General features: G+C 63.4%; 29 protein-coding genes. 26 read left to right on the forward strand and 3 right to left on the reverse strand.

Translation table 11 applies throughout. The features are described 5' to 3' along the window. Window positions 1-40 precede the first annotated feature (40 nt). The 25 genes from G4G28_RS00835 (at window position 41) to tatC (ending at window position 19,077) form a co-directional block, all read left to right on the forward strand. Complete coding sequence (locus G4G28_RS00835; RefSeq protein ID WP_182990486.1) at window positions 41-1,504, forward strand: glutamate synthase subunit beta; 1,464 nt, start codon at window positions 41-43, stop codon at window positions 1,502-1,504. A 279-nt stretch (window positions 1,505-1,783) separates the two neighbouring features. Then, a complete protein-coding gene (locus G4G28_RS00840; protein WP_182990487.1) occupies window positions 1,784-2,587 on the forward strand; it encodes an ABC transporter ATP-binding protein in 804 nt (267 codons plus the stop codon). Next, window positions 2,584-3,366, forward strand: a complete 783-nt coding sequence (mlaE, locus tag G4G28_RS00845; RefSeq protein ID WP_182990488.1) for a lipid asymmetry maintenance ABC transporter permease subunit MlaE — start codon at window positions 2,584-2,586, stop codon at window positions 3,364-3,366. Before G4G28_RS00840 ends, mlaE begins: the two co-directional genes overlap by 4 nt. Window positions 3,367-3,413: 47 nt before the next feature. Next, window positions 3,414-3,884: an outer membrane lipid asymmetry maintenance protein MlaD gene (gene mlaD, locus G4G28_RS00850; RefSeq protein ID WP_182990489.1), complete on the forward strand. Its 471-nt coding sequence runs from the start codon at window positions 3,414-3,416 to the stop codon at window positions 3,882-3,884. Further along, window positions 3,881-4,747: a VacJ family lipoprotein gene (locus G4G28_RS00855; RefSeq protein WP_183107948.1), complete on the forward strand. Its 867-nt coding sequence runs from the start codon at window positions 3,881-3,883 to the stop codon at window positions 4,745-4,747. Before mlaD ends, G4G28_RS00855 begins: the two co-directional genes overlap by 4 nt. Before the next feature lie 75 nt (window positions 4,748-4,822). Further along, a complete protein-coding gene (locus G4G28_RS00860; RefSeq protein WP_182990491.1) occupies window positions 4,823-5,470 on the forward strand; it encodes a phospholipid-binding protein MlaC in 648 nt (215 codons plus the stop codon). Then, a complete protein-coding gene (locus tag G4G28_RS00865; protein WP_182990492.1) occupies window positions 5,471-5,746 on the forward strand; it encodes a lipid asymmetry maintenance protein MlaB in 276 nt (91 codons plus the stop codon). Window positions 5,747-6,101: 355 nt separating this feature from the next. Beyond that, window positions 6,102-7,034, forward strand: a complete 933-nt coding sequence (locus G4G28_RS00870) for an ABC transporter ATP-binding protein (RefSeq protein WP_182990493.1) — start codon at window positions 6,102-6,104, stop codon at window positions 7,032-7,034. Window positions 7,035-7,075: 41 nt separating this feature from the next. Next, window positions 7,076-7,798, forward strand: coding sequence for an ABC transporter permease (locus tag G4G28_RS00875; protein ID WP_229425689.1), 723 nt, complete (start codon window positions 7,076-7,078; stop codon window positions 7,796-7,798). A gap of 45 nt (window positions 7,799-7,843) precedes the next feature. Next, complete coding sequence (locus G4G28_RS00880) at window positions 7,844-8,080, forward strand: BolA family protein (protein WP_182990495.1); 237 nt, start codon at window positions 7,844-7,846, stop codon at window positions 8,078-8,080. A gap of 2 nt (window positions 8,081-8,082) precedes the next feature. Continuing rightward, window positions 8,083-9,333 carry a UDP-N-acetylglucosamine 1-carboxyvinyltransferase gene (gene murA, locus G4G28_RS00885; protein WP_182990496.1) on the forward strand — a complete coding sequence of 417 codons (1,251 nt, stop codon included), beginning with the start codon at window positions 8,083-8,085 and terminating at the stop codon, window positions 9,331-9,333. 7 nt (window positions 9,334-9,340) lie between these two features. Beyond that, on the forward strand, window positions 9,341-10,021 hold the full coding sequence (gene hisG, locus G4G28_RS00890; protein ID WP_182990497.1) for an ATP phosphoribosyltransferase: 681 nt from the start codon (window positions 9,341-9,343) through the stop codon (window positions 10,019-10,021). 3 nt (window positions 10,022-10,024) lie between these two features. Then, complete coding sequence (gene hisD / locus G4G28_RS00895; protein ID WP_182990498.1) at window positions 10,025-11,356, forward strand: histidinol dehydrogenase; 1,332 nt, start codon at window positions 10,025-10,027, stop codon at window positions 11,354-11,356. Next, window positions 11,353-12,249, forward strand: a complete 897-nt coding sequence (locus G4G28_RS00900) for a site-specific DNA-methyltransferase (RefSeq protein WP_182990499.1) — start codon at window positions 11,353-11,355, stop codon at window positions 12,247-12,249. Before hisD ends, G4G28_RS00900 begins: the two co-directional genes overlap by 4 nt. Then, entirely contained in the window at window positions 12,246-13,346 is a 1,101-nt protein-coding gene (gene hisC, locus G4G28_RS00905) for a histidinol-phosphate transaminase (protein WP_182990500.1), read from the forward strand. The genes G4G28_RS00900 and hisC overlap by 4 nt, the downstream gene beginning before the upstream one ends. Window positions 13,347-13,364: 18 nt before the next feature. Continuing rightward, complete coding sequence (gene hisB, locus G4G28_RS00910) at window positions 13,365-13,955, forward strand: imidazoleglycerol-phosphate dehydratase HisB (RefSeq protein ID WP_182990501.1); 591 nt, start codon at window positions 13,365-13,367, stop codon at window positions 13,953-13,955. A 16-nt stretch (window positions 13,956-13,971) separates the two neighbouring features. Further along, complete coding sequence (hisH, locus tag G4G28_RS00915; protein ID WP_182990502.1) at window positions 13,972-14,613, forward strand: imidazole glycerol phosphate synthase subunit HisH; 642 nt, start codon at window positions 13,972-13,974, stop codon at window positions 14,611-14,613. Window positions 14,614-14,653: 40 nt separating this feature from the next. Then, window positions 14,654-15,430, forward strand: coding sequence for a 1-(5-phosphoribosyl)-5-[(5-phosphoribosylamino)methylideneamino]imidazole-4-carboxamide isomerase (hisA, locus tag G4G28_RS00920; RefSeq protein WP_182990503.1), 777 nt, complete (start codon window positions 14,654-14,656; stop codon window positions 15,428-15,430). 19 nt (window positions 15,431-15,449) lie between these two features. Beyond that, window positions 15,450-16,211: an imidazole glycerol phosphate synthase subunit HisF gene (gene hisF, locus G4G28_RS00925; RefSeq protein ID WP_182990504.1), complete on the forward strand. Its 762-nt coding sequence runs from the start codon at window positions 15,450-15,452 to the stop codon at window positions 16,209-16,211. Between the two features lie 2 nt (window positions 16,212-16,213). Beyond that, window positions 16,214-16,648 (forward strand): phosphoribosyl-AMP cyclohydrolase, encoded by a 435-nt coding sequence (gene hisI, locus G4G28_RS00930; protein WP_182990505.1) that lies wholly within the window; start codon window positions 16,214-16,216, stop codon window positions 16,646-16,648. Beyond that, a complete protein-coding gene (locus G4G28_RS00935; RefSeq protein ID WP_182990506.1) occupies window positions 16,645-16,986 on the forward strand; it encodes a phosphoribosyl-ATP diphosphatase in 342 nt (113 codons plus the stop codon). The genes hisI and G4G28_RS00935 overlap by 4 nt, the downstream gene beginning before the upstream one ends. 103 nt (window positions 16,987-17,089) lie before the next feature. Continuing rightward, window positions 17,090-17,464, forward strand: a complete 375-nt coding sequence (locus tag G4G28_RS00940) for a histidine triad nucleotide-binding protein (RefSeq protein WP_182990507.1) — start codon at window positions 17,090-17,092, stop codon at window positions 17,462-17,464. A 107-nt stretch (window positions 17,465-17,571) separates the two neighbouring features. Continuing rightward, window positions 17,572-17,814, forward strand: coding sequence for a Sec-independent protein translocase subunit TatA (gene tatA / locus G4G28_RS00945; protein WP_182990508.1), 243 nt, complete (start codon window positions 17,572-17,574; stop codon window positions 17,812-17,814). Window positions 17,815-17,829: 15 nt separating this feature from the next. Further along, window positions 17,830-18,321 (forward strand): Sec-independent protein translocase protein TatB, encoded by a 492-nt coding sequence (gene tatB / locus G4G28_RS00950; protein ID WP_182990509.1) that lies wholly within the window; start codon window positions 17,830-17,832, stop codon window positions 18,319-18,321. Then, window positions 18,322-19,077, forward strand: coding sequence for a twin-arginine translocase subunit TatC (tatC, locus tag G4G28_RS00955; protein WP_182990510.1), 756 nt, complete (start codon window positions 18,322-18,324; stop codon window positions 19,075-19,077). 71 nt (window positions 19,078-19,148) lie between these two features. On the opposite strand, the gene G4G28_RS00960 is transcribed toward tatC, so the two are convergent. After that, a complete protein-coding gene (locus tag G4G28_RS00960) occupies window positions 19,149-19,409 on the reverse strand; it encodes an antitoxin Xre/MbcA/ParS toxin-binding domain-containing protein (RefSeq protein ID WP_229425354.1) in 261 nt (86 codons plus the stop codon). Between the two features lie 220 nt (window positions 19,410-19,629). On the opposite strand from G4G28_RS00960, the gene G4G28_RS00965 reads away from it, so the two are divergent. Continuing rightward, a complete protein-coding gene (locus tag G4G28_RS00965) occupies window positions 19,630-21,954 on the forward strand; it encodes a TonB-dependent receptor (RefSeq protein ID WP_229425355.1) in 2,325 nt (774 codons plus the stop codon). A gap of 121 nt (window positions 21,955-22,075) precedes the next feature. On the opposite strand, the gene G4G28_RS00970 is transcribed toward G4G28_RS00965, so the two are convergent. After that, window positions 22,076-22,519: a DoxX family protein gene (locus tag G4G28_RS00970; RefSeq protein ID WP_182990511.1), complete on the reverse strand. Its 444-nt coding sequence runs from the start codon at window positions 22,517-22,519 to the stop codon at window positions 22,076-22,078. Window positions 22,520-22,708: 189 nt separating this feature from the next. Beyond that, a complete protein-coding gene (locus tag G4G28_RS00975; RefSeq protein WP_182990512.1) occupies window positions 22,709-23,059 on the reverse strand; it encodes a hypothetical protein in 351 nt (116 codons plus the stop codon). Between the last annotated feature and the right edge of the window lie 42 nt (window positions 23,060-23,101).

Below are 23,101 nucleotides of genomic sequence, written 5' to 3' on the forward strand. Positions count from 1 at the left end.
AAAACCGGTTTATTCCGGCATCGCATCAAAGGATAACAACGTGGGCAAAATCACCGGCTTCATGGAATTCGCGCGTCAGGAAGAAGATCACCTCGACCCTGGCGCACGCCTCAAGAACTACAAGGAATTCGTCATCACCCTGACCGATGCGCAGGCCAAGGTGCAGGGCGCGCGCTGCATGGATTGCGGCATCCCCTTTTGCAACACGGGCTGCCCGGTCAACAACATGATCCCGGACTGGAACGACCTGGTCTACCACAGCAACTACGCGGCCGCGGTCGAGAACCTGCACTCGACGAATAATTTCCCGGAATTCACGGGACGCGTCTGCCCGGCCCCCTGCGAGGCGGCTTGCACGCTCAACATCAACAATGAACCGGTCGGCATCAAGTCGATCGAGCGCAAGATCGCCGATGCCGGCTGGGAACGCGGCCTCATCACGGCGCAGCCGGCTGCCGTAAAAACAGGCAAGACGGTGGCGGTCGTCGGCTCCGGTCCTGCCGGCCTGGCCGCCGCCCAGCAACTGGCGCGCGCCGGCCACGCCGTGACGGTATTCGAGAAGAGCGACCGCATCGGCGGCCTGCTGCGCTACGGCATCCCCGACTTCAAGATGGAAAAGGACCTGATCGACCGCCGCATCGCCCAAATGCAGGAAGAGGGCGTGACCTTCCGCACCAGCGTCCTGATCGGCAAGGATTTCCCCGCCAGCGTCAGCAACATGGCACGCGACACCATCTTCCCGGAAGACCTGCATAAGGACTTCGACGCCGTCGTCATGGCTGGCGGCGCCGAGCAGCCGCGCGACTTGCCGGTACCCGGGCGCGAACTGAAGGGCGTGCATTTCGCGATGGATTTCCTGCCGCAGCAGAACCGCGTGAATGCCGGCGATAAATTGAAAGACCAGTTGAAAGCGGCCGGCAAGCACGTGGTCGTGATTGGCGGCGGCGATACCGGTTCGGACTGCGTCGGCACCTCGAACCGCCATGGCGCCGCTTCCGTCACCCAGTTCGAACTGATGCCGCAGCCGCCGGAACTCGAAAACAAGCCGCTGGTCTGGCCTTACTGGCCAACGCGCCTGCGCACCTCGTCCTCGCACGAGGAAGGCTGCGAGCGCGACTGGGCAGTGGCCACCAAGCGCTTCGAGGGCAGGAACGGCAAGGTGGAAAAGCTGATCGCCTGCCGCGTCGAGTGGAAGGACGGCAAGATGATTGAAGTTCCCGGCAGCGAATTCGAAATGAAAGCCGACCTGGTGCTATTGGCCATGGGATTCGTGTCGCCGGTACAGCAGGTGCTGGACGCCTTTGGCGTGCAGAAGGATGCGCGCGGCAATGCGCGGGCGCCGGTCGAAGGCGAGACGGCGTACCAGACCTCGGTGCCGAAGGTGTTCGTTGCCGGCGACATGCGCCGCGGCCAGTCGCTGGTGGTGTGGGCAATCCGCGAAGGACGCCAGTGCGCCCGCGCCGTCGACGAATTCCTGATGGGCACGTCGGTGCTGCCGCGCTGACATGCCGTGCTCGGCTGCGCATCGGGAACCCTGGCCCCATGCGCAGCGCCTGTCAATACACTGATGTTGTAAGGAAATGTTAGCTTGCGTCAACGAAATGCAAGCTTGACAAATATGCATATCTCAACAAAAACAGTGACTTACGGCACGAAATATCTGACTTTTCGGTTAGTAGTGTTGTAGGCATACGTCGGAGGGCTGGCGGAAACGGGGGTGCGCCAAGCAGGGATTGCCGTTTCTGCACTACAATACGGGATTCCCCAAATCCGAATAGCCCCAGTGCCTAACCTTGTAGAAATACGTGATCTCGAGTTCGCCTATGGTGATCGCAAGATCCTGTCGAACCTGCGCATGGACTTCCCGCGCGGCAAACTCATTGCCGTCATGGGCGGCTCCGGTTGCGGCAAGACGACGGTGCTGCGCCTGATTGGCGGACAGATCCGTCCGCAACGTGGCGCAGTGCGGGTCGGCGGCGAGGTCGTTCACGAGCTGCGCACCGAAGGCCTGTACCGGCTGCGTCGCCGCATGGGCATGCTGTTCCAGTTCGGCGCCCTGTTCACTGACCTGACCATCTTCGACAACGTCGCCTTCCCGCTGCGCGAGCACACCGATTTGCCGGAAGAACTGATCCGCGACCTGGTGCTGATGAAGCTCAACGCGGTGGGACTGCGCAATGCCCATAAGCTGAAACCGGGCGAAATCTCCGGCGGCATGGCCCGCCGCGTCGCCGTCGCGCGCGCCATCGCGCTCGATCCGGAACTGATCATGTACGACGAACCCTTCGCCGGCCTCGATCCGATCTCGATGGGTGTGACCGCTAACCTGATCCGCAACCTGAACGATGCGCTCGGTTCCACGTCCATCCTCGTCTCGCACGACGTCAACGAAACCTTCGCCATTGCCGACTACGTTTATTTCATGTCCGCAGGCAAGATCGTGGCCGAAGGCACGCCGGCCGAACTGCGCGTCTCGCAAGACCCGTACGTAAAACAGTTCGTCAATGCCGAGCCCGACGGTCCGGTGCCCTTCCACTATCCAGGTAAATCGCTGGCCGACGACCTGGGCCTGGGAGCGAAGCGATGATCGTCCGTATCATGGAAGCGTCCGGCCGCACCGCGCGCGAAGCCATCGAAAGCCTCGGCTTTGCCACGCGCGCCTTTTTCACCCTGCTGCGGTTTTCGCCGGGCGCGTTTCGCCGTCCGTCGCTGATTTCCGAGCAAATCCACTTCATCGGCAATTACTCGCTGCTCATCACCATCGTCTCCGGCCTGTTCGTCGGCATGGTGCTGGGCCTGCAGGGCTATTACACCTTGACCCAGTTCGGCGCCGAGCAGAAACTCGGCCAGGTGGTGGCGCTGAGCCTGGTACGCGAACTCGGCCCGGTCGTGACGGCGCTGCTGTTCGCAGGCCGCGCCGGCACCTCGCTCACGGCCGAGATCGGCCTGATGAAGGCAGGCGAACAGCTGTCGGCCATGGAAATGATGGCCGTCAATCCGGTGCAGCGCGTGCTGGCACCGCGTTTCTGGGGTGGCGTCATCGCCATGCCGGTGCTGGCGGCCGTGTTCTCGGCGGTCGGCATCATCGGCGGCTACCTGGTCGGCGTGAAGCTGCTCGGCCTGGACCAGGGCGCATTCTGGTCGCAGATGCAGGCTGGCGTCGATGTCGGCAAAGACGTGATTTCGAGCATCATCAAGAGCTTCGTGTTCGGCATCGCCGTCACCTTCACCGCGCTGTTCCAGGGTTACCAGGTCAAGCCCACCCCCGCCGACGTGGCGCGTGCGACGACCCGCACCGTCGTGATCGCATCGCTGATGGTGCTGGGGCTGGACTTCGTCATGACCGCACTGATGTTTAATCACTAACTGTTTCGTTTGGCCGCGCACAGACGGCCGGATTATTAGGAAATACTATGCACCGTAAAATCATCGACGTCTGGGTCGGCCTGTTTGTCCTGCTGGGCGCTGCCGCCGTGCTGTTCCTCGCCCTCCAGGCCGGCAACATGAGCACGCTGTCGTTCACCAAGACCTATGCCATCGTCGGCAAGTTCGACAACATCGGCGGCCTCAAGCCGCAGGCGCCTGTCAAGAGCGCCGGTGTCGTGGTGGGTCGCGTGGGCGAGATTTCGTTCGACGATAAGAGTTATCAGGCGCTGGTGCGCCTCGACATGGACCAAAGCTACAACTTCCCGAAAGACTCGTCGCTCAAGATCCTGACGGCGGGCCTGCTGGGCGAGCAATACATCGGCATCGAACCGGGCGGCGACACCAAGAACCTCGTCGACGGCGATCGAATCAACCGTACGCAATCGGCCACCGTGCTGGAAGACCTGATCAATCAGTTCATCTACAGCAAGGCCGCCGAAGGAAAGGAAGGCGAATGAACAGCAATAACATGAACACGCCGCGCTGGCGTGGCCTGGCCCTGGCGCTTGCCGCCGGCGCCCTGCTGGCCGGTTGCGCGAGCCCGAACAACCCGCGCGATCCGCTGGAAAAATTCAACCGCGCGACCTTTGCTTTTAACGACACGGTCGACCGCGTCGCCCTGAAGCCGGCCGCGACCGCCTACAAGAAAGTGCTGCCGGGTTTCGTGCAAACGGGCGTGGGCAATTTCTTCGGTAACTTGTCGGATGCCTGGAGTGGTGTCAACAACCTGCTGCAAGGCAAGGGCGAAGCGGGCATGACCGATTTGACCCGCTTTACGCTCAATTCCACCTTCGGCATCGCCGGCATCCTCGATATCGCCTCGGAAGCCGGGTTGCAAAAACACAATGAAGACTTCGGCCAGACGCTGGGCGTATGGGGTGTTCCTTCCGGTCCCTACTTGATGTTGCCATTGTTGGGCCCATCTACCATCCGTGATACCGCTGCATTGCCGGCAGACATGTGGGCCGATCCCTGGTCGCACAAGACGCCGGTGAACTGGCGCAATGTCGGCACCGGCGTGCGTGCGGTCGACCAGCGCGCATCCGTGCTCGAGGCATCGAACCTGTTCGAGGAAGCCGCCCTCGACCGTTACGAATTCATCCGCGACGGTTACCTGCAGCGCCGCGAAAGCCGGGTATTCGACGGGGACAGCGAGCGTGCGGACGAGGCGAAGGACGCCAGGGACGCCACGCAGGCCAAGGACGACGCGGCTGCCGACGCCGCCGACGCCGCCAAGGCGGCGGCGTCAGACTCGCCGGCATCGAATACCCAGGTGACGCCCGAGCCGGCCTCGACCGAGACCGAAACGCAGCGCAAGTAATGTTGTAGGAAGCCCGTGCATCGCATAACGCGCGCCCGGCTTCACCCCGCAACCGACCAGAAAAGAGAGATCCCAATGAAACCAATCGCCCACCTCATCGCCACCGCAGCAACCGTCGCATTCGCCACCAGCGTGATCGCCGCCCCGGCCCCGGCCACCAATGAAGCCCCGGACGTGCTCGTCAAGCGCATCAGCGCCGACGTCATCGACACCGTCAAGGCCGACAAGGATATCCAGTCCGGCAACCGCAACAAGATCATGGAACTGGTCAACTCGAAGATCCTGCCGTATGTCGACGCCGAAAAGATGACGGCGCAGGCCGCCGGCCGCTTCTGGCGCCAGGCCACCCCGGACCAGCAAAAGCGCCTGTCGGAAGAATTCCGCACGCTGCTGGTCTACACCTATTCCGGCGCGCTGTCGCAGATCAAGAACGAAACCATCGAGTTCAAGCCGATGCGCGCCAGCGCCGAAGACACCGACGTCGAGGTGCGCTCGCAGGTGAACGTCACCCGCGGCGAGCCGATCACGCTGAACTACCGCCTGGCCAAGGGTGCACAAGGCTGGAAGATCTATGACATCAACGTGCTGGGCGCCTGGCTGGTCGAGACCTACAAGGGTACCTTTGCCGCCGAGATCAACAAATCCGGCGTCGACGGCCTGATCACCAAACTGGCCGACCGCAACAAGCAGCTGGCCAGCAAGCCGCTGAAAGCACCGAAGTAAATGGCCGAAGCAAACCCCATGCTCTCGCTCGACGCCCTGACCTTCCAGACCGCGAACGCGGCGCTGGAGCAGGGCTACGCGGCCATCACCGCCGGCGAAACCGTGTTCGACCTGGGCGGCGTGCGCCAGGCCGACTCGTCCGGCGTGGCCCTGCTGCTGGCCTGGCAGCGCCACGCGCGTGCCGCCGGACGCAAGCTCACCTTCATCAATGTGCCGGCGAATATCGATGCGCTGACGCAGCTGTATGGGTTGGACGGGGTGCTCGAGCGGGCGTGAGGTTTACGCATGGCGCTGACGCGATGATTTTCGTAGGGTGGGCACCCTGTGCCCACGCGTAAAATTTGCGCACCTGCGACGCGTCACCTGGGAGCAAGTCCGATAACGCTTATTCCCTGCTGCGTAAGTTATCGGTCCGCATTTGGCACTGAATTCGCGGAGCAAACATTTCCACTGCCGCGAACGTTTTCGATGACACTGCTTTACGAGTGGGCACGGGGTGCCCACCCTACGTCTCCACGCCCCAGTAACGGTCGGGGCACCTCCAGCCTCTTGCATTCCTGATTTCCCCTATAATGGGTCGTTTCCCCGCTCGGCCCTTGCGCGCCTGTCGCCGCGGCCACCCCGAACAAGAATGACAGCGATCCAGATAAACAGCGTCGAGAAAAGCTACAAGGGCTTCCAGGCCCTGAAGGGCGTTTCCCTGACGATCGAACAGGGCGAGTTCTTCGGCCTGCTCGGGCCGAACGGCGCCGGCAAGACCACCCTGATCTCCACCATCGCCGGCCTGATCCGGCCCGATGTCGGCAGCGTGACCATCCACGGCCACGACGTCGTCACCGATTTCCGCGAAGCGCGCAGGAAACTCGGCGTGGTGCCGCAGGAACTGGTGTTCGACCCCTTCTTCACGGTGCGCGAGACGCTGCGCCTGCAGTCGGGCTACTTCGGCATCAAGAACAATGACAAGTGGATCGACGAGGTCATGGACAACCTCGACCTCACGAACAAGGCCGACGTCAATATGCGCGCGCTCTCGGGCGGCATGAAGCGGCGCGTGCTCGTGGCGCAAGCCCTGGTCCATAAACCGCCCGTGATCGTGCTCGACGAGCCGACCGCCGGCGTCGACGTCGAACTGCGCCAGACCCTGTGGAAGTTCATCGCGCGCCTGAACCGCGAAGGGCACACCGTGGTGCTGACCACCCATTATCTGGAAGAAGCGCAGGCCATGTGCCAGCGCGTGGCGATGCTCAAGCTCGGCCAGGTCGTCGCGCTCGACAGCATGAGCGCACTGCTGCGCCGCGTGTCGGGCTCGCAGCTGATCGTGCACCTGAAAAGCGGAGAATTGCCGCCGGAGCTGCGCCACCTGGTCTCGCACGACGAGCATGGCAACGGTACTGGCAACAAATACAGCCTGCGCGTGAACGACTATTCCGAAGTCGAGCCGATCCTCGCGCGCCTGCGCACGAGCGGCGCCGTCGTCGACGAAATGCAGCTGCAGCAGGCCGACCTGGAAGACATCTTCCTGCAGATCGTCGGCGACGGCCAAGCCGGAAAGGGCGCACTGTGAATTTCATTTCCACTGGTTTCCGCACCCTGTTCTACAAGGAGATGCTGCGTTTCTGGAAGGTCGCTACGCAAACCATCGCCGCGCCCATCCTCACCGCCATGCTGTATCTGCTGATCTTCGGCCACGTGCTCGAGGGCCGCGTCGAGGTGTATAAAGGCGTGAGCTACACCGCCTTCCTGATTCCGGGCCTGGTCATGATGAGCGTGCTGCAGAACGCCTTCGCCAACGCGTCCTCGTCGCTGATCCAGTCGAAGATCACCGGCAACCTGGTGTTCATCCTGCTGCCGCCGCTGTCGCACTGGGAAATCCTGTCGGCCTATGTGCTCGCGGCCGTCGTGCGCGGCGTCGCCGTCGGTGCCGGCGTGTTCGCCATTACCGCCTGGTTCGCGCACCTCTCCTTTGCCCAGCCATTGTGGATCATCGTGTTCGCGCTGCTGGGCGCAGCCATTCTTGGCACGCTGGGCGTCATTGCCGGCATCTGGGCCGATAAATTCGACCAGCTGGCCGCGTTCCAGAATTTCCTGATCATGCCCGCCACCTTCCTGGCCGGTGTGTTCTATTCGATCCACTCGCTGCCGGCCTTCTGGCAGGCGGTCTCGCATTTCAATCCGTTCTTTTATATGATTGACGGGTTCCGCTACGGCTTCTTCGGCGAGTCCGATGTTTTGCCGTGGACCAGCCTCGCCGTCGTCTCCGTATTCTTCGCCGTGCTGGCGGCGGTAGCGATCAACCTGCTCCAGCGCGGCTACAAGCTGCGCCACTGAACGTATAGCACCCGACAAGCATCACACAGATAACTAGGAATTAACGTGGCGACCACTCCCGAACTGATCCACAGCTACATCAGCAATGGCCTCGAATGCACCCACCTGCAGGTGGAAGGCGACGGCCAGCATTTCACTGCCCTGATCGTGTCGCCCGCCTTTGCCGGCAAGCGTCCGATCCAGCGCCACCAGCTGGTGTACGCGGCCCTCGGCGACCGCATGCGCGAGGAAATCCACGCGCTGTCGATGAAAACCCTGACGCCTGAAGAATACGGAGGCTAAGCATGGACAAACTGCAGATCGTGGGCGGCAAACGCCTCAATGGCGAGATCGCCGTCTCGGGCGCGAAGAATGCGGCCTTGCCTATCCTGTGCGCGGGCCTGCTCACCGCCGGCGACGTCGAGCTTTCCAACGTGCCGCGCCTGCACGACGTGAAAACCATCCTCAAGCTGCTCGAGCAGACCGGTTTGAAGGTGACCCAGGACGACGAGAACGTCACCCTGAACGGCGCGAACATCACCAGCCTGGAAGCACCCTACGAGCTGGTCAAAACCATGCGCGCGTCGATCCTGGTCCTGGGGCCGCTGCTGGCGCGCTTCGGCGAAGCCAAGGTCTCGCTGCCGGGCGGCTGCGCGATCGGTTCGCGTCCGGTCGACCAGCACATCAAGGGCCTGCGCCAGATGGGCGCCGAGATCACGATCGAAGGCGGCTACATCCATGCGAAAGCCAAAAAGCTCAAGGGTGCGCGCATCCTGACGGACATGATCACCGTCACCGGCACCGAGAACCTGCTGATGGCCGCGACCCTGGCCGAAGGCGAGACGATACTGGAAAACGCCGCGCGCGAGCCGGAAGTGACGGATCTCGCGAACCTGCTGGTGGCGATGGGCGCGAAGATCGAGGGCATCGGCACCGACCGCCTGGTGATCCAGGGCGTGGCCGAGCTGCATGGCGCCAAGCACGCCGTGATTTCCGACCGCATCGAAGCGGCCACTTTCCTGTGCGCCGTGGCGGCGACCGGTGGCGACATCCTGCTGACCAACACCCGCACCGACATTTTCGATGTCGCGCTGGGTAAGCTGCGCGAAGTCGGCCTGCAGCTCGACATCAAGCAGAACACCATCCGCGCCCGCATGGATGCGCGCCCGCAGCCGGTATCCTTCCGCACCACCGAATACCCGGGCTTCCCGACCGACATGCAGGCGCAGTTCATGGCTGTGAACACCATCGCAGCGGGCCCCAGCCAGGTGACCGAAACGATTTTCGAGAACCGCTTCATGCACGTGCAGGAGATGAACCGCCTGGGCGCATCGATTGCCACCGAAGGCAATACCGCCTTCATCAAGGGCGTCGAGCGCCTGGTAGGCGCACCGGTCATGGCCACCGACCTGCGCGCCTCGGCTTCGCTGGTCATTGCCGGCATGGCCGCCGAAGGCACGACCCTGATCGACCGCATCTATCACCTCGACCGCGGCTACGACCGCATGGAAGTGAAGTTGTCGAAGGTCGGCGCCGACATCGTGCGCATCAAATAAGGTGCTTATGGGCATTGCAACGCAATCGAGCGACCAGGGCCTGATCCTGGCGCTCTCGAAAGGCCGGATTTTTGAGGACACGCTGCCGCTGCTCGAAGCGGCAGGCATCACCGTCACGGAAAATCCGGAAACCTCGCGCAAACTCATCCTGGCAACCAACGACCCGGCCGTGCGCGTGCTGATCGTGCGCGCCACCGACGTGCCGACCTATGTGCAGCACGGCGCGGCCGACTTCGGCGTGGCCGGCAAGGACGTGCTGCTCGAGCATGGCGGCGAGGGCCTGTACCAGCCGGTCGACCTGAACATCGCCTGCTGCCGCATGTCGGTGGCGGTCAATGCCGGTTTCGACTACGAAACCGCCGTGCGCCAGGGCGCGCGCCTGCGCGTGGCGACCAAGTTCGTCAACACGGCGCGCCAGCACTTCGCCAGCAAAGGCGTGCACGTCGACCTGATCAAACTGTACGGCTCGATGGAGCTGGCGCCCCTGGTCGGCCTGTCGGACGCGATCGTCGACGTCGTCTCCACCGGCGGCACCCTGCGCGCCAACAACCTGGTCGAAGTCGAGAAGATCATGGAGATCTCCTCGCGCCTGGTCGTGAACCAGGCCGCGCTGAAACTCAAGCGCGAGCGCCTGCAACCCATCATCGAAGCATTCGAACGAGCTTCCAAACGAACGCAACAAGGCTGAGCCATGGCTGTCCAGATCCGCACACTCGATTCCACCGCAGCGAACTTCAAGGAGGAGCTGCATGCGCTGCTCGCCTTCGAGGCCGCCACCGACGATGCGATCGAGTCCGCGGTAGCGCAGATCCTGCGCGACGTGAAAACGCGCGGCGACGCTGCGGTGCTGGAGTACACCAACCGCTTCGACCGCGTGAACGCGTCGGGCATGGCCGCTTTCGACCTGAGCCAGGACGAGCTGCAGGTGGCACTGGACTCGCTGCCGGACGCCCAGCGCGCCGCGCTGCAAACGGCCGCCGAACGCATCCGCGCCTTCCACGAACGCCAGAAGCAGGAACTGAACGGTTTTACCTACACCGAGCAGGATGGCACGCTGCTCGGCCAGCGCGTGACGCCCCTGGACCGCGTCGGCATCTATGTCCCCGGCGGGAAAGCCGCCTATCCCTCGTCGGTGCTGATGAACGCCATTCCCGCCAAGGTGGCGGGCGTGAAGGACATCGTGATGGTGGTGCCAACCCCGGATGGCGTGAAAAACGCGATGGTACTGGCCGCCGCCGCGATTGCCGGGGTCACGCGCGTGATCACCATCGGCGGCGCCCAGGCAGTCGGCGCGCTGGCCTATGGTACCGAGACAATCCCCGCGGTCGACAAGATCGTCGGCCCCGGCAACGCCTATGTGGCCGCCGCCAAGCGCCGCGTGTTCGGCACGGTCGGCATCGACATGATCGCCGGACCGTCCGAGATCCTGGTGCTGTGCGACGGCACCACCGACCCGGACTGGGTGGCGATGGACCTGTTTTCGCAGGCCGAACACGACGAACTGGCCCAGGCCATCCTGCTGTGCCCCGACGCCGGCTACATCGCCCGGGTCCATGCGAGCATCGACAAGCTGCTGCCCACGATGCCGCGCGCCGCGACGATCTCGACCTCGCTCACCGACCGTGGCGCGCTCGTCAAGGTGCGCGACATGGAAGAGGCCTGCGCGATTGCCAACGACATCGCCGCCGAGCACCTGGAAATCTCGGCCGAGAACCCGCAGCATTGGGCCGAGCAGATCCGCCATGCCGGCGCCATGTTCCTCGGCCGTTTCTCGTCCGAATCGCTCGGCGATTATTGCTGCGGCCCGAACCACGTGCTGCCGACTTCGCGCACGACGCGTTTTTCTTCGCCGCTGGGCGTGTACGACTTCCAGAAACGCTCGTCGATCATCCAGGTGAGCGAAGCGGGTGCCCAGACCCTTGGAAAAGTGGCGGCCGAACTGGCCTATGGCGAAGGCTTGCAGGCGCACGCACGTAGTGCGGAATTAAGGCTGCAACCCGTCCCCCTGAAACAAGCATCATGACGGACTGGGTCGACCAGGTCTTCTGCGAGGATGCGCTGTCCGGGCTGGCGCGCATCCCTGATGCCTCGGTCGACCTGATCCTGACCGACCCGCCCTACAATCTCGGCAAGGACTACGGCAACGCCTCCGACCAGCAAAGCGTCGAGGCCTATCTCGCCTGGACCGAGGAGTGGATCGCCGCGGCGCTGCCCAAGCTGAAACCCAACGGCAGCCTGTACATCTTCCTGACCTGGCGTTTCGCGCCCGAGATCTTCGTCATGTTGAAAAAGCGCATGACGATGATGAACGAGATCATCTGGGACCGGCGCGTGCCCTCGATGGGCGGCAGCGTGCGCAGCTTCTCGTCGGTGCACGACACCATCGGTTTTTTCGTGAACCGCAAGGATTACTATTTCGACCTCGACGCGGTGCGCATCCCCTACGACGAGGCGACCAAGAAGGCGCGCTCGCGCTCGATTTTTGTGGGCGCCAAGTGGCTCGAAGTGGGCTACAACCCGAAGGACGTCTGGAGCGTGTCGCGCCTGCACCGCGAGCATCCGGAACGCGCCGACCATCCGACCCAGAAGCCGCTCGAGATCATCGAGCGCATGATCAAGGCCTCCTGCCCGGCGGGCGGCGTCGTGCTCGACCCCTTCATGGGCAGCGGCACCACGGCGCTGGCGGCCAAGCGCCTGGGGCGCCGGTTCGCGGGCTTCGAACTCAATCCCGCGTATTGCGAGATCATCGAAGCACGCCTGGCCGCGCCGGAACTGCCGCTCACCATCAAACAGCGCAAGAGCATCGCCCGCGCAGCCAAGGCGGCCGTCAATCGCCTCATTGAGCCAGCCACTGAGCCAGCCACTGAGCCGGCCACTGAGCCCGCCATCGACCCCGCCACCGAGGAACAAGCATGAGCTTCATCGACAACCTGATCGCCAACGTCATCCGCGCCGACATCCGTTCGATGGGCGCCTATGCGGTGCCCGATGCGAGCGGCTTCATCAAGCTCGACGCGATGGAAAACCCGTACGAACTCCCGGACGCGCTGCGTGCGGAACTGGGCCGGCGCCTGGCCGACGCGGTGCTGAACCGCTACCCGCTCGGCTCCTACGCGACGCTGAAAGAAAAGGTCCGCGCCACGCTGGGCGTACCGGCGGGCTACGACGTCCTGCTCGGCAATGGTTCGGATGAGCTGATCCAGATCATCGCCACCACGGTGGCCAACCAGGAGCGCCGCGCGTCCATCCTGGCGCCGGTACCGGCCTTCGTCATGTATTCCCGCTCGGCCCAGTTTGCCGGCGCAGACTTCGTCGGCGTGAAGCTCAATAAAGACTTCTCGCTCGACATGGAAGCGATGCTGGCGGCGATTGCCCTGCACCAGCCGGCTGTCGTGTTCCTGGCCTATCCGAACAACCCGACCGGCAACCTGTTCGCCGTCGAGGACATCGAAGCGATCCTGCACGCGGTGGGCGAGAACGGCATGGTCGTGGTTGACGAAGCCTATCAACCGTTCGCGCGCGCGACCTTCATGGACCGCCTCGGCGAATTCGAGAACCTGATCGTGATGCGCACGGTGTCGAAGCTGGGCCTGGCCGGTATCCGCCTCGGCTACATGGCGGCCGCACCAGGCCTGCTGGCCGAATTCGAGAAGGTGCGCCCGCCCTACAACGTCAACGTGCTGACCCAGGTGGCGGCCGAGTTCGTGCTCGAGCATGTGGACGTGCTCGACGCCCAGGCCGAGCGCATCAATGCCGAGCGCGAGCGCCTGGCGAGCGAACTGGCGGCGCTGCCTGGAGTCGAAGTATTTCCGTCGGCAGCGAATTTCATCTCGCTGCGCGTACCCGATGCGGCTGCCGTCTGCGAGAAACTCCTCAACGAGAAGGTGCTGATCAAAAATTTGAGTAAAATGCACGGGATGCTGGCCAATTGCATCCGCGTGACGGTCAGTACGCCGGAAGAAAATTCCGCATTCCTTGACGGCCTGCGGGCAGCCTTGCAGCCCGACACCTGACTTCACGAGCACCCTTTCATGACCCGCACCGCAGACATCACCCGCGACACCAACGAGACGCAGATCCGCGTCGCGCTCAATCTCGACGGTACCGGCCGCCAGAAGCTCAACACCGGCGTGCCTTTTCTGGACCACATGCTCGACCAGATTGCCCGCCACGGGATGATCGACCTGGAAGTCGAGGCCGTGGGTGACCTGCACATCGATGCCCACCATACGGTCGAGGACACCGGCATCACACTGGGCATGGCCATTGCCAAGGCGGTCGGCGACAAGAAGGGCATGACGCGCTACGGCCATTCGTATGTGCCGCTGGACGAAGCGCTCTCGCGCGTGGTCATCGATTTCTCCGGCCGTCCCGGCCTGGAAATGCACATTCCCTGGACGCGCGCGATGATCGGTAGCTTCGACGTGGACCTGACCGGTGAATTCTTCCGCGGTTTCGTCAACCACGCCGGCGTGACCCTGCACATCGATAACCTGCGCGGCGTGAACGCGCACCACCAGTGCGAAACCGTCTTCAAGGCGTTCGGGCGCGCGCTGCGCATGGCGACCACGCTCGACGAGCGCGCCGCCGGCATCATCCCTTCGACCAAAGGCAGCCTGTAAAGGGATTGACGAAGCGATGACAAACAAGATCGTGGTGATCGATGGCCTGGGCAACCTGCGTTCGGTAGCGCAGGCGCTGCGCGCAGCCGCGCCCGAGGCTGACATCCTGGTGTCGAACACGGCCGCCGATATCGATGTGGCCGACCGCATCGTGCTGCCGGGACAGGGCGCGATGCGCGATTGCATGCGCAGCCTGCGCGAGTCCGGTGCCGAGGAAGCGCTGCTGCGCGCGATGAAGACCCGCCCGATCATGGGCGTGTGCGTCGGCGAGCAGATGCTGTTCGACGCGAGCGAAGAAAACGAGGGCACGCCGGGCCTGGGCATCCTGCCGGGGAAAGTCGTGCGCTTCCAGCTCGATGGCAAGCTGCAGGCGGACGGCTCGCGCTTCAAGGTACCGCAGATGGGCTGGAACCGCGTGCGCCAGACGCGCGCCCACCCGCTCTGGGACGGCGTCGAGGACGGCAGCTATTTCTACTTCGTGCACAGCTATTACGTCGCCCCGGAAGTGGCGACCGACACCATCGGCGAAGCCGACTACGGCGGGCCGTACACCTGCGCGGTGGCGCGCGATAACATCGTCGCCACCCAGTTCCACCCTGAAAAGAGCGCGGCCGCCGGCCTGCGCCTGTATGCGAATTTCATCCACTGGAATCCTTGATCTCCACGCCCACTTTTTCGTCACCTAACTCACTACGACCATGCTGCTGATCCCCGCCATCGACCTGAAAGACGGTCACTGCGTTCGCCTGAAACAGGGCGATATGGACCTCGCCACCGTCTTCTCCGAAGACCCCGCCGAAATGGCCCTGCATTGGCTCAAGAAAGGCGCGCGCCGCCTGCACCTGGTCGACCTGAACGGCGCCTTTGCGGGTAAACCAAAGAACGAAGCGGCGATCAAGGCTATCCTGAAAACGGTGCAGGCCTACGCGCTCGAGAACGACATCGAAGAGATCCCCGTGCAGCTGGGCGGCGGCATCCGCGACCTCGATACCATCGAGCGCTACCTCGACGACGGCATCAGCTACATCATCGTCGGCACCGCCGCCGTGAAGAACCCGGGCTTCCTGCACGACGCCTGCGGCGCCTTCCCCGGCGCGATCATCGTCGGCCTGGACGCGAAAGACGGGAAAGTGGCCACCGACGGCTGGAGCAAGATGAGCGGCCACGAGGTCATCGACCTGGCCCAGAAATTCGAGGGTTATGGCGTCGAATCGATTGTCTACACCGACATCGGCCGCGACGGCATGATGGGCGGCGTGAACATCGAAGCGACCGTGCGCCTGGCGCAAGCCGTGCGCATTCCGGTCATCGCCTCCGGCGGCCTGCACAACCTGGCCGACGTCGAAGCGCTGTGCGCGGTACAGGACGAAGGCATCGAGGGCGTCATTTGCGGCCGCTCGATCTACGAAGGCACGCTCGACCTGGAAACGGCGCAGGCACGCGCCGACGAACTGACCGAGGGCGAGGAAGCCTGAGGCTTTCAATCGAATACTTATGCTGGCAAAACGCATCATCCCCTGCCTGGACGTGACCGGCGGGCGCGTCGTCAAGGGCGTCAATTTCACCGAGCTGCGCGATGCCGGCGACCCGGTCGAGATCGCGCGCCGCTATGACGGCCAGGGCGCCGACGAAATCACCTTCCTCGACATCACGGCGTCGAGCGACGGGCGCGACCTGATCCTGCCGATCATCGAAGCGGTGGCCTCCACCGTCTTCATTCCCTTGACGGTCGGCGGCGGCGTGCGCAAGGTCGAAGACGTGCGCCGTCTGCTCAATGCCGGTGCCGACAAGGTCAGCATGAACACCTCGGCCGTGCAGAACCCGCAGCTGGTGCGCGAAGCCTCGGACAAGCACGGCTCGCAGTGTATCGTCGTCGCCATCGACGCCAAGCAGGTCGCGCCTGGTCAATGGGAAGTGTTCACCCACGGCGGCCGCAATGCCACCGGCATGGATGCGGTGGAGTGGGCGACGACGCTGGAAAAGCTGGGCGCGGGCGAACTGCTCTTGACCAGCATGGACCGCGATGGCACCAAGTCCGGTTTCGATCTGGGCCTGACGCGCGCCGTGTCGGATGCGGTCGGCATTCCGGTGATCGCCTCGGGCGGCGTCGGCGGCTTGCAGGACCTGGCCGACGGCATCTTGCGGGGCCATGCCGATGCCGTGCTGGCGGCCTCGATTTTCCACTACGGGCAGCACACGGTCGGTGAAGCGAAACGCTTCATGGCCGAACGCGGCATCCCGATGCGCCTGGCCTGACTATGCCGAACACGATCACAACCAGCGCCGCGGCGAATGCCAGGTGGCTCAAAAAAGTCCGTTGGGACGAGAACGGCCTGGTGCCAGTCATCGCCCAGGAAGCCTCCACGGGCGACATCTTGATGTTCGCCTGGATGAACCGCGACGCCCTGGCGCGCACCGTGGAACTCGGCGAAGCCGTCTACTGGAGCCGCTCGCGCAGGAAACTCTGGCACAAGGGCGAAGAATCCGGCCACACCCAGAAGGTGCTGGAAATGCGCCTCGATTGCGACGAGGACGTGGTGCTCCTGAAAATCGAGCAGGCCGGCGGCATCGCCTGCCACACCGGGCGCCACTCCTGCTTCTTCCAGAAATTCGATGGCGAAGAGTGGCAGGCGGTCGAGCCCGTGCTGCAGGATCCGGAAACGATTTACTCGAACACGAAGAAGACCCCATGAGCACCACCCTCGCGCGCCTGGCGCAGACGATCGAATCGCGCAAGCTTGAAAACGGTGGCGACCCGGCCACCTCGTATGTGGCAAAACTGTTCGCCAGGGGCGACGACGCGATCCTGAAAAAGATCGGCGAGGAAGCCACCGAGACCGTGATGGCCGCCAAGGATGCGCGCGTCTCCGGGAACCCTGCTGGCCTGCTCTATGAAGTGGCGGACCTGTGGTTCCACTCGATGGTGCTGCTGGCAAAATTCGACTTGCATCCGCAGCAGGTGCTGGACGAACTGGCACGGCGCGAAGGCCTGTCCGGACTGGAAGAAAAGGCGGCGCGCAAAGACGCGTAAGCTGTGCGATCGTCATCGCAGCGTCACCGTTCGCATGTAAGATGGATCGGATTGCCCGGCGCAGATAGCAGCACTTGCCGCAGCAACACAGACTGGAGACAACATGGATAACTGTATTTTCTGCAAGATCGTCGCCAAGCAGATTCCGGCCGCCGTCGTCTTCGAAGACGAGGACGTACTCGCCTTCAAGGACATCAACCCGGCCGCGCCGGTGCATTTGCTGGTCATTCCAAAGCAGCACGTGAGCACGCTGTCGGACGTGACGCCCGAGCACACGGCGGTGCTGGGCAAGATGCTGGCGCTGGCGCCGAAACTGGCGGCCGAGCACGGCGTGGGCGTGACGATCGACGCCGATGGCAAGCCCAGCGGCGGCTTCAAGACCCTGATCAACAGCGGTCCGAACGGCGGCCAGGAGGTGTACCACTTGCACTTGCACATGTATGGCGGCCAGCGCCCCTGGCGCGGCCTGGGTACCTGATACGTAGCTGCAACTTTTGAAGCTGCCGCGGTCGTCCCGCATGGCTTATACTGGTGCGGTACGCTTCAATGATCGAAGGGCGCCCTGCGCCCGCTGAGGAGAAAATGATGGGTTCGATGAGCATTTGGCACTGGGTAATCGTGCTGGTCGTGGTGGTGCTGCTGTTCGGTACCAAGAAGCTGGGCAATGTCGGTTCCGACATCGGCAAGGCCGTGAAAGGCTTCAAGGACGGCGTCAAGGGCGAGGAAGACAAGACGGTCGTCAATCCTGGCACGACGGCCCAGCCGCCCCAGCAAGTGGCGGACAAATCGACGATCGACGTCGAGACCCGCGAAAAGCACCGCTCGTAATCCGGCCGTCGCTCCATGATCGACCTGGGACTGTCGAAGATTGCCATCATCGGCGTGGTGGCATTGATCGTGATCGGCCCTGAAAAGCTGCCGAAGGTGGCGCGCATGGCCGGTACCTTGTACGGCCGCGCCCAGCGCTACCTGCACGACGTCAAATCCGAAGTCAGCCGCTCGATCGAGCTCGACGAACTGCGCAACCTGCAAAAGGAAGTGCACGAGAGCGCCGACGAGTTCCGTGCCGACGTCGAATACCATTTTTCGAACGCCGCCAAGGAAGTCGAGTCGGCCTGGCATGGCGACATCCAGCCCTCGATTGCGCCACCCAGCGCCACGGTCGATAACCTCGAACGCAAGGCCAAGGACTTCCGGCGCAAGAAGCTGGTGCGTTCGTCCGCCATTCCCGCCTGGTACAAGCACCGCCACGGCGGCAAGACCCGGGTGCTGTCGGGCGCCGCGCGCGTGCGCAAGTTCCGCCCGGGCGTCAAATCCAATTCTTCCTTTTTCTAAATGAGCGACGAAGCACCGGTCGAAGAAACCTTCATTTCCCACCTCGTCGAGCTGCGCGACCGCCTGGTCAAGGCCATCATCGGCGTGGCGGCGGTGTGCATCGTGCTGATGATCTGGCCGGGGCCGAAGGAGGTGTACGACTACCTGGCCGCGCCCATGCTGGAGTCGCTGCCGACCGGCGCCAAGATGATCGCCACCGGCGTCATCTCGCCCTTCCTGGTGCCGATGAAGGTGACCTTGATGTTCTCCCTCATCGTGGCGCTGCCCTGGGTGTTCTACCAGCTGTGGGCATTTGTCGCGCCTGGTCTGTATGCGCACGAGAAGCGCCTGGTGCTGCCGCTGGTGATCTCGTCCTCGCTGCTGTTCATTGCCGGCGTCGCCTTCTGCTATTTCTTCGTCTTCAAGCGCGTCTTCCACTTCATCGCCACTTTCTCGCCCTCATCGATTGCGGTCATGCCCGACATCGAGAACTACCTCGATTTCGTGATGTCGATGTGCCTGGCTTTCGGCGCCACCTTCGAGGTGCCGATCGTCGTCGTGATCCTGGTGCGCATGGGCATCGTCAGCATCGCGAAGCTGAAGGAGATCCGCCCCTACATCATCGTCGGCGCCTTCGTCATCGCCGCCATCGTCACGCCGCCGGACGTGGTGAGCCAGCTGGCACTGGCCATTCCGATGTGGCTGCTGTTCGAACTGGGCTTGCTGGTGGCGCCGCTGTTCGTGCGCATGACCCAGGCACCGGAAGAGGCGGCCTGACGCCGGCGGGCCAAAAAGGAAAACCGGGCACGCCCGGTTTTTTTTCGTCCCCGATCGGCTAAAGCCGGCGCCTAACGCGCGCCCGGCTTTAGCTTGCCGACATGCTCGAGCAATTCCTGCGTGCGGCCCTCGTTCACCAGCACGGCCGGCGTCTGCCCGCCCAGCGGCGCCAGCGGCGCATTCATCCAGGCATCGGCGGCATCGTCGCTTCCGAGCACCCCACGGGCGGCATGCATCACCGTGTAATAGGCCTGCGCCTTGCGCGATTGCGCTTCGAAGCGCGCCCGCAATGCGTCCATCGAGGTACTGCTGATCGGTTCGTCTTTGCTCATGAAATTCCACAGTCGTTTGGTGCCTAGCGCATTCCGGGATGATACCGGAACGGTTGTCAGTGGAGGACATCCTCTAAGTGCAAAAAAGCATCATATATTCGCTTTTGTATATACATCCATATCTAATTGATATAATTAGCGGTTCGCAATTAGCAGAAAATCAATAGCTATCTGCTGCCTGCCTGTCAATCGCCCGTTTGCTCACTAGCCAAGGAACAGTATGAAAGATTCCCGATCCGCCCTGTCGCTGCCCCGTTGCCGCACCCTGATGTTCATGGCGATTGCCGCTGCCTTCCCGATGGGCGCCGCGCTGGCGCAGGAAGCGGCCGCGGCCCAGGAAACCCCTGCGGCCCAGGAAACCCCTGCGGGCCAGGAAAACGCCCAGGGCGGCCAGCGCCTCGACGTCGTGATCGTGACGGCCCAGCGCCGCGCCGAGAACATCAAGGACGTGCCGATGGCGATCACCACCCTCAGCGGCGACAAGCTCGAGTCGATCTCGGCCGGCGGCGTGGACATCCGCTTCCTGGCCGGCCGTTCGCCGAGTCTGAACGTGGAATCGGATTACGGCCGTTCCTTCCCGCGCTTCTACATCCGTGGCCAGGGCAATACCGATTTCGACCTGAACGCCTCGCAGCCGGTCGGCCTGGTGGTCGACGACATCGTCCAGGAAAGCCCGATGCTCAAGGGCTTCCCGGTGTTCGACACCGAGCAGGTGGAAGTGCTGCGCGGCCCGCAGGGCACGCTGTTCGGCCGTAACTCGCCGGCCGGCGTCGTCAAGTTCGATTCCGTCAAGCCGGTGCTCAAGCAAACCGAAGGTTATGCCAGCGCCGGCTTCGGCAACTACGGTGCCTTCAATGCCGAGGGCGCGTACAACCTGCCGATGGGCGACACGGTCGCCGCGCGCCTGTCGCTGCAGAGCCAGAACCGCGACAACCGCGTGCACAATCCGCGTCCGACCGGTACCCGCGAACTCGAAGGCTACAGCGATAACGCGGCCCGTTTCCAGGTGCTGGTCCAGCCGAGCAAGCAGTTCTCGGCCCTGTTCAACGTCCACGCCCGTGACCTCGACAGCAACGCCACCCTGTTCCGCGCGAACATCATCAAGCAGGGGACCAACGAACTGGTCGACGGCTTCGACTACGACAGCTACCCGACCGACGGCGTCAACAAGCAGACCTTGCGCACCAAGGGCGCCAACATGCGCCTGCGCTGGAACCTCGACGGCGTGACCCTGCATTCGATCACCGGCTACGAGTCGGCCGACTTCTACAGCCGCGCCGACGTCGATGGCGGCTACGGCGCCGTGTACGCGCAGCCGATGGGCCCTGGCTTCATCCCCTTCGTCGTCGAGACGGCCGACCTGCTGCCGAAGCACAAGCAGCTGACCCAGGAATTGCGCGCCGAGTCCAACTCGTCGGGCCCGCTGCAGTGGATCGGCGGCCTGTTCTACTTCAAGGAAGACATCCAGATCGACAGCATCAGCTTCGATTCGCTGGCACCTGGTAACCCGCAAAACCCGTTCTACGCGACGCAGAACCAGGACACCAAATCGTGGGCGGCCTTCGGTTCGCTGAACTACACGGTGTCGGACAAGCTGAAACTGCGCGCCGGCCTGCGCTACACCAGCGACAAGAAGGAATTCTCGGCCAAGCGCGTCGAAGCGACGACAGCCGGCCCGTTCGGCATCGACAGCGATTCGAACAATGTCAGCTGGGACGTCAGCGGCACTTATGCACTCAACAAGGACACCAACCTGTTCGCCCGCGTGGCCACCGGCTACCGCGCGCCGAGCATGCAGGGCCGCCTGAACGGCCTGGGTGACCGTCCGTCCTTCGCCGACGCCGAAAAGGCGCTGAGCTACGAGGCCGGCATCAAGCAGGAACTGTTCGACCGCCGCGCGCGCGTCTCGGCCAGCGTGTTCCAGTACCGTGTAAAAGACAAGCAGCTCACCGCCGGCAGCGGCGTGGTCAACATGAACCAGCTGATCAACGCCGACAAGGTCACTGGCCAGGGCGTCGAGCTCGACTTCCAGGCCGTGCTGAGCGACACCCTGCGCATGAGCCTGGGCGGCAGCTACAACGATACCGAGATCCAGGATGGCTCGCTGTTCGTCCAGCAGTGCGGCAACTTCGCCAACACGGCCGGCGTCGCCGGCTGCACCGTGACCGACCCGGCCGGTCCTTTCCCGGGCACCGTGCGCATCGACGGCAACCCGATGCCGCGCGCACCGAAGTGGCAGGCGAACTTCACGCTGCGCTACAGCGTGCCGCTGGGCGATGGCGACTTCTTCGCCTACACCGACTGGGCCTACCGCAGCACCTACAACATGTTCCTGTACGAAGCGAAGGAATACAAGGCCAAGTCGCTGCTCGAAGGCGGCCTGCGCCTGGGCTACAAGTGGGGTGACGGCAAATATGAAGTGGCCGCCTTCGCACGCAACATCACCAATGAGGTGCAGGTCGTCGGCGCCATCGACTTCGACAACCTGACCGGCATCCTGAACGAACCGCGCACGCTGGGCGCGCAGTTCAAGGTCAACTTCTGATTCGGCGTGGGTGCAAACGTCCGCGGCGTTCAAGCGGACGATAAAAAAGCCGGCTCCCTTGGGGCCGGCTTTTTGTTTTCTGCCGATACCACAGGGGCAAGCGGCCAAGCCAGGTTGGCGCTTATCCGGCCACGGTATTCCTACCTGCGCCGGTGCCGCGGCGCGGCCAGTAGGTCCACAGCACGCCGCCGAGGCAGGCCAGCAGGATGAAGGGCCATTCCATGCCGCCGGTGCCGCCGCCGACCACGAACCAGCCATTCGGATAATGGAAATGCACCAGCCCGAAGCCGACCACGACCATGTGGCCGATGCAAGCCGGTACGACCCAGCGGTTCGCCAGCAGCGCGAGGCTGCAAACCGTTTGCAGGACGAGCACGGTCCACGCGAGGACCAGCCCGAAAGGATAGCCCAGCGACCCGAGATAGCTGCCGAAACCAGCGATGTCCGCGTAATGGGCGAAGCCGTGCAGCGGATGCATCAGGATGATCAGCGCTACCCCGATGCGGACGATGTCGATTCCCTGGGCTGGGCGATGCTTCGGTGTGTCGACGGGCGAGTACGGCATCTGGCCTCCTTGTAAATACGGCAAGTATGGCACAGGACAGGTTGTGTAGAACATTGGACTTGCCGGCATCAGGCCTGGCAATCAAGCAGGGACATTGCCTTTCACGGAACCGTATCGTTGAACCCATTTCTCAATGTCGGACCTGCCCACGGTCTCCCGTCGCCATCTGCCTATCCGCCCAAGGACACGCTAGACAATCTGGAGTAAGCCAAACAAGACCGGCGCCAACGCAAAACCAAGCAAGTAACGGCTCGGCAGATGTGCTGGACGGGGAATGAACGACAGGACGATCCCGCCAATGAGAATGGCCACGTACGCGCCAAAGCCCATCACCCAGCTGGCACTCGCCATATTGCCGGGCGCCGGCTCGGTCAACTGGGGGTAGGCAAGATAGGCCAGCACAAGGATGGCCGGTGTGAGCGCTCCCAGGACAACGACAGCCTTGTGCCGCATGTAACCGGCGATAACGCACAGCAGGATCATGGCAGTGGTACCGACCTCGAACAGCGCGGCGGCGACCGTGAACTGGGAATCTGACATGGTGTCCGTATGGTGGGGTTGGGTGAACGGAGCTCTTCGCGG

It is taken from the genome of Massilia sp. Dwa41.01b (genome assembly GCF_014171775.1).
Classification (GTDB): Bacteria; Pseudomonadota; Gammaproteobacteria; order Burkholderiales; family Burkholderiaceae_D; genus Telluria.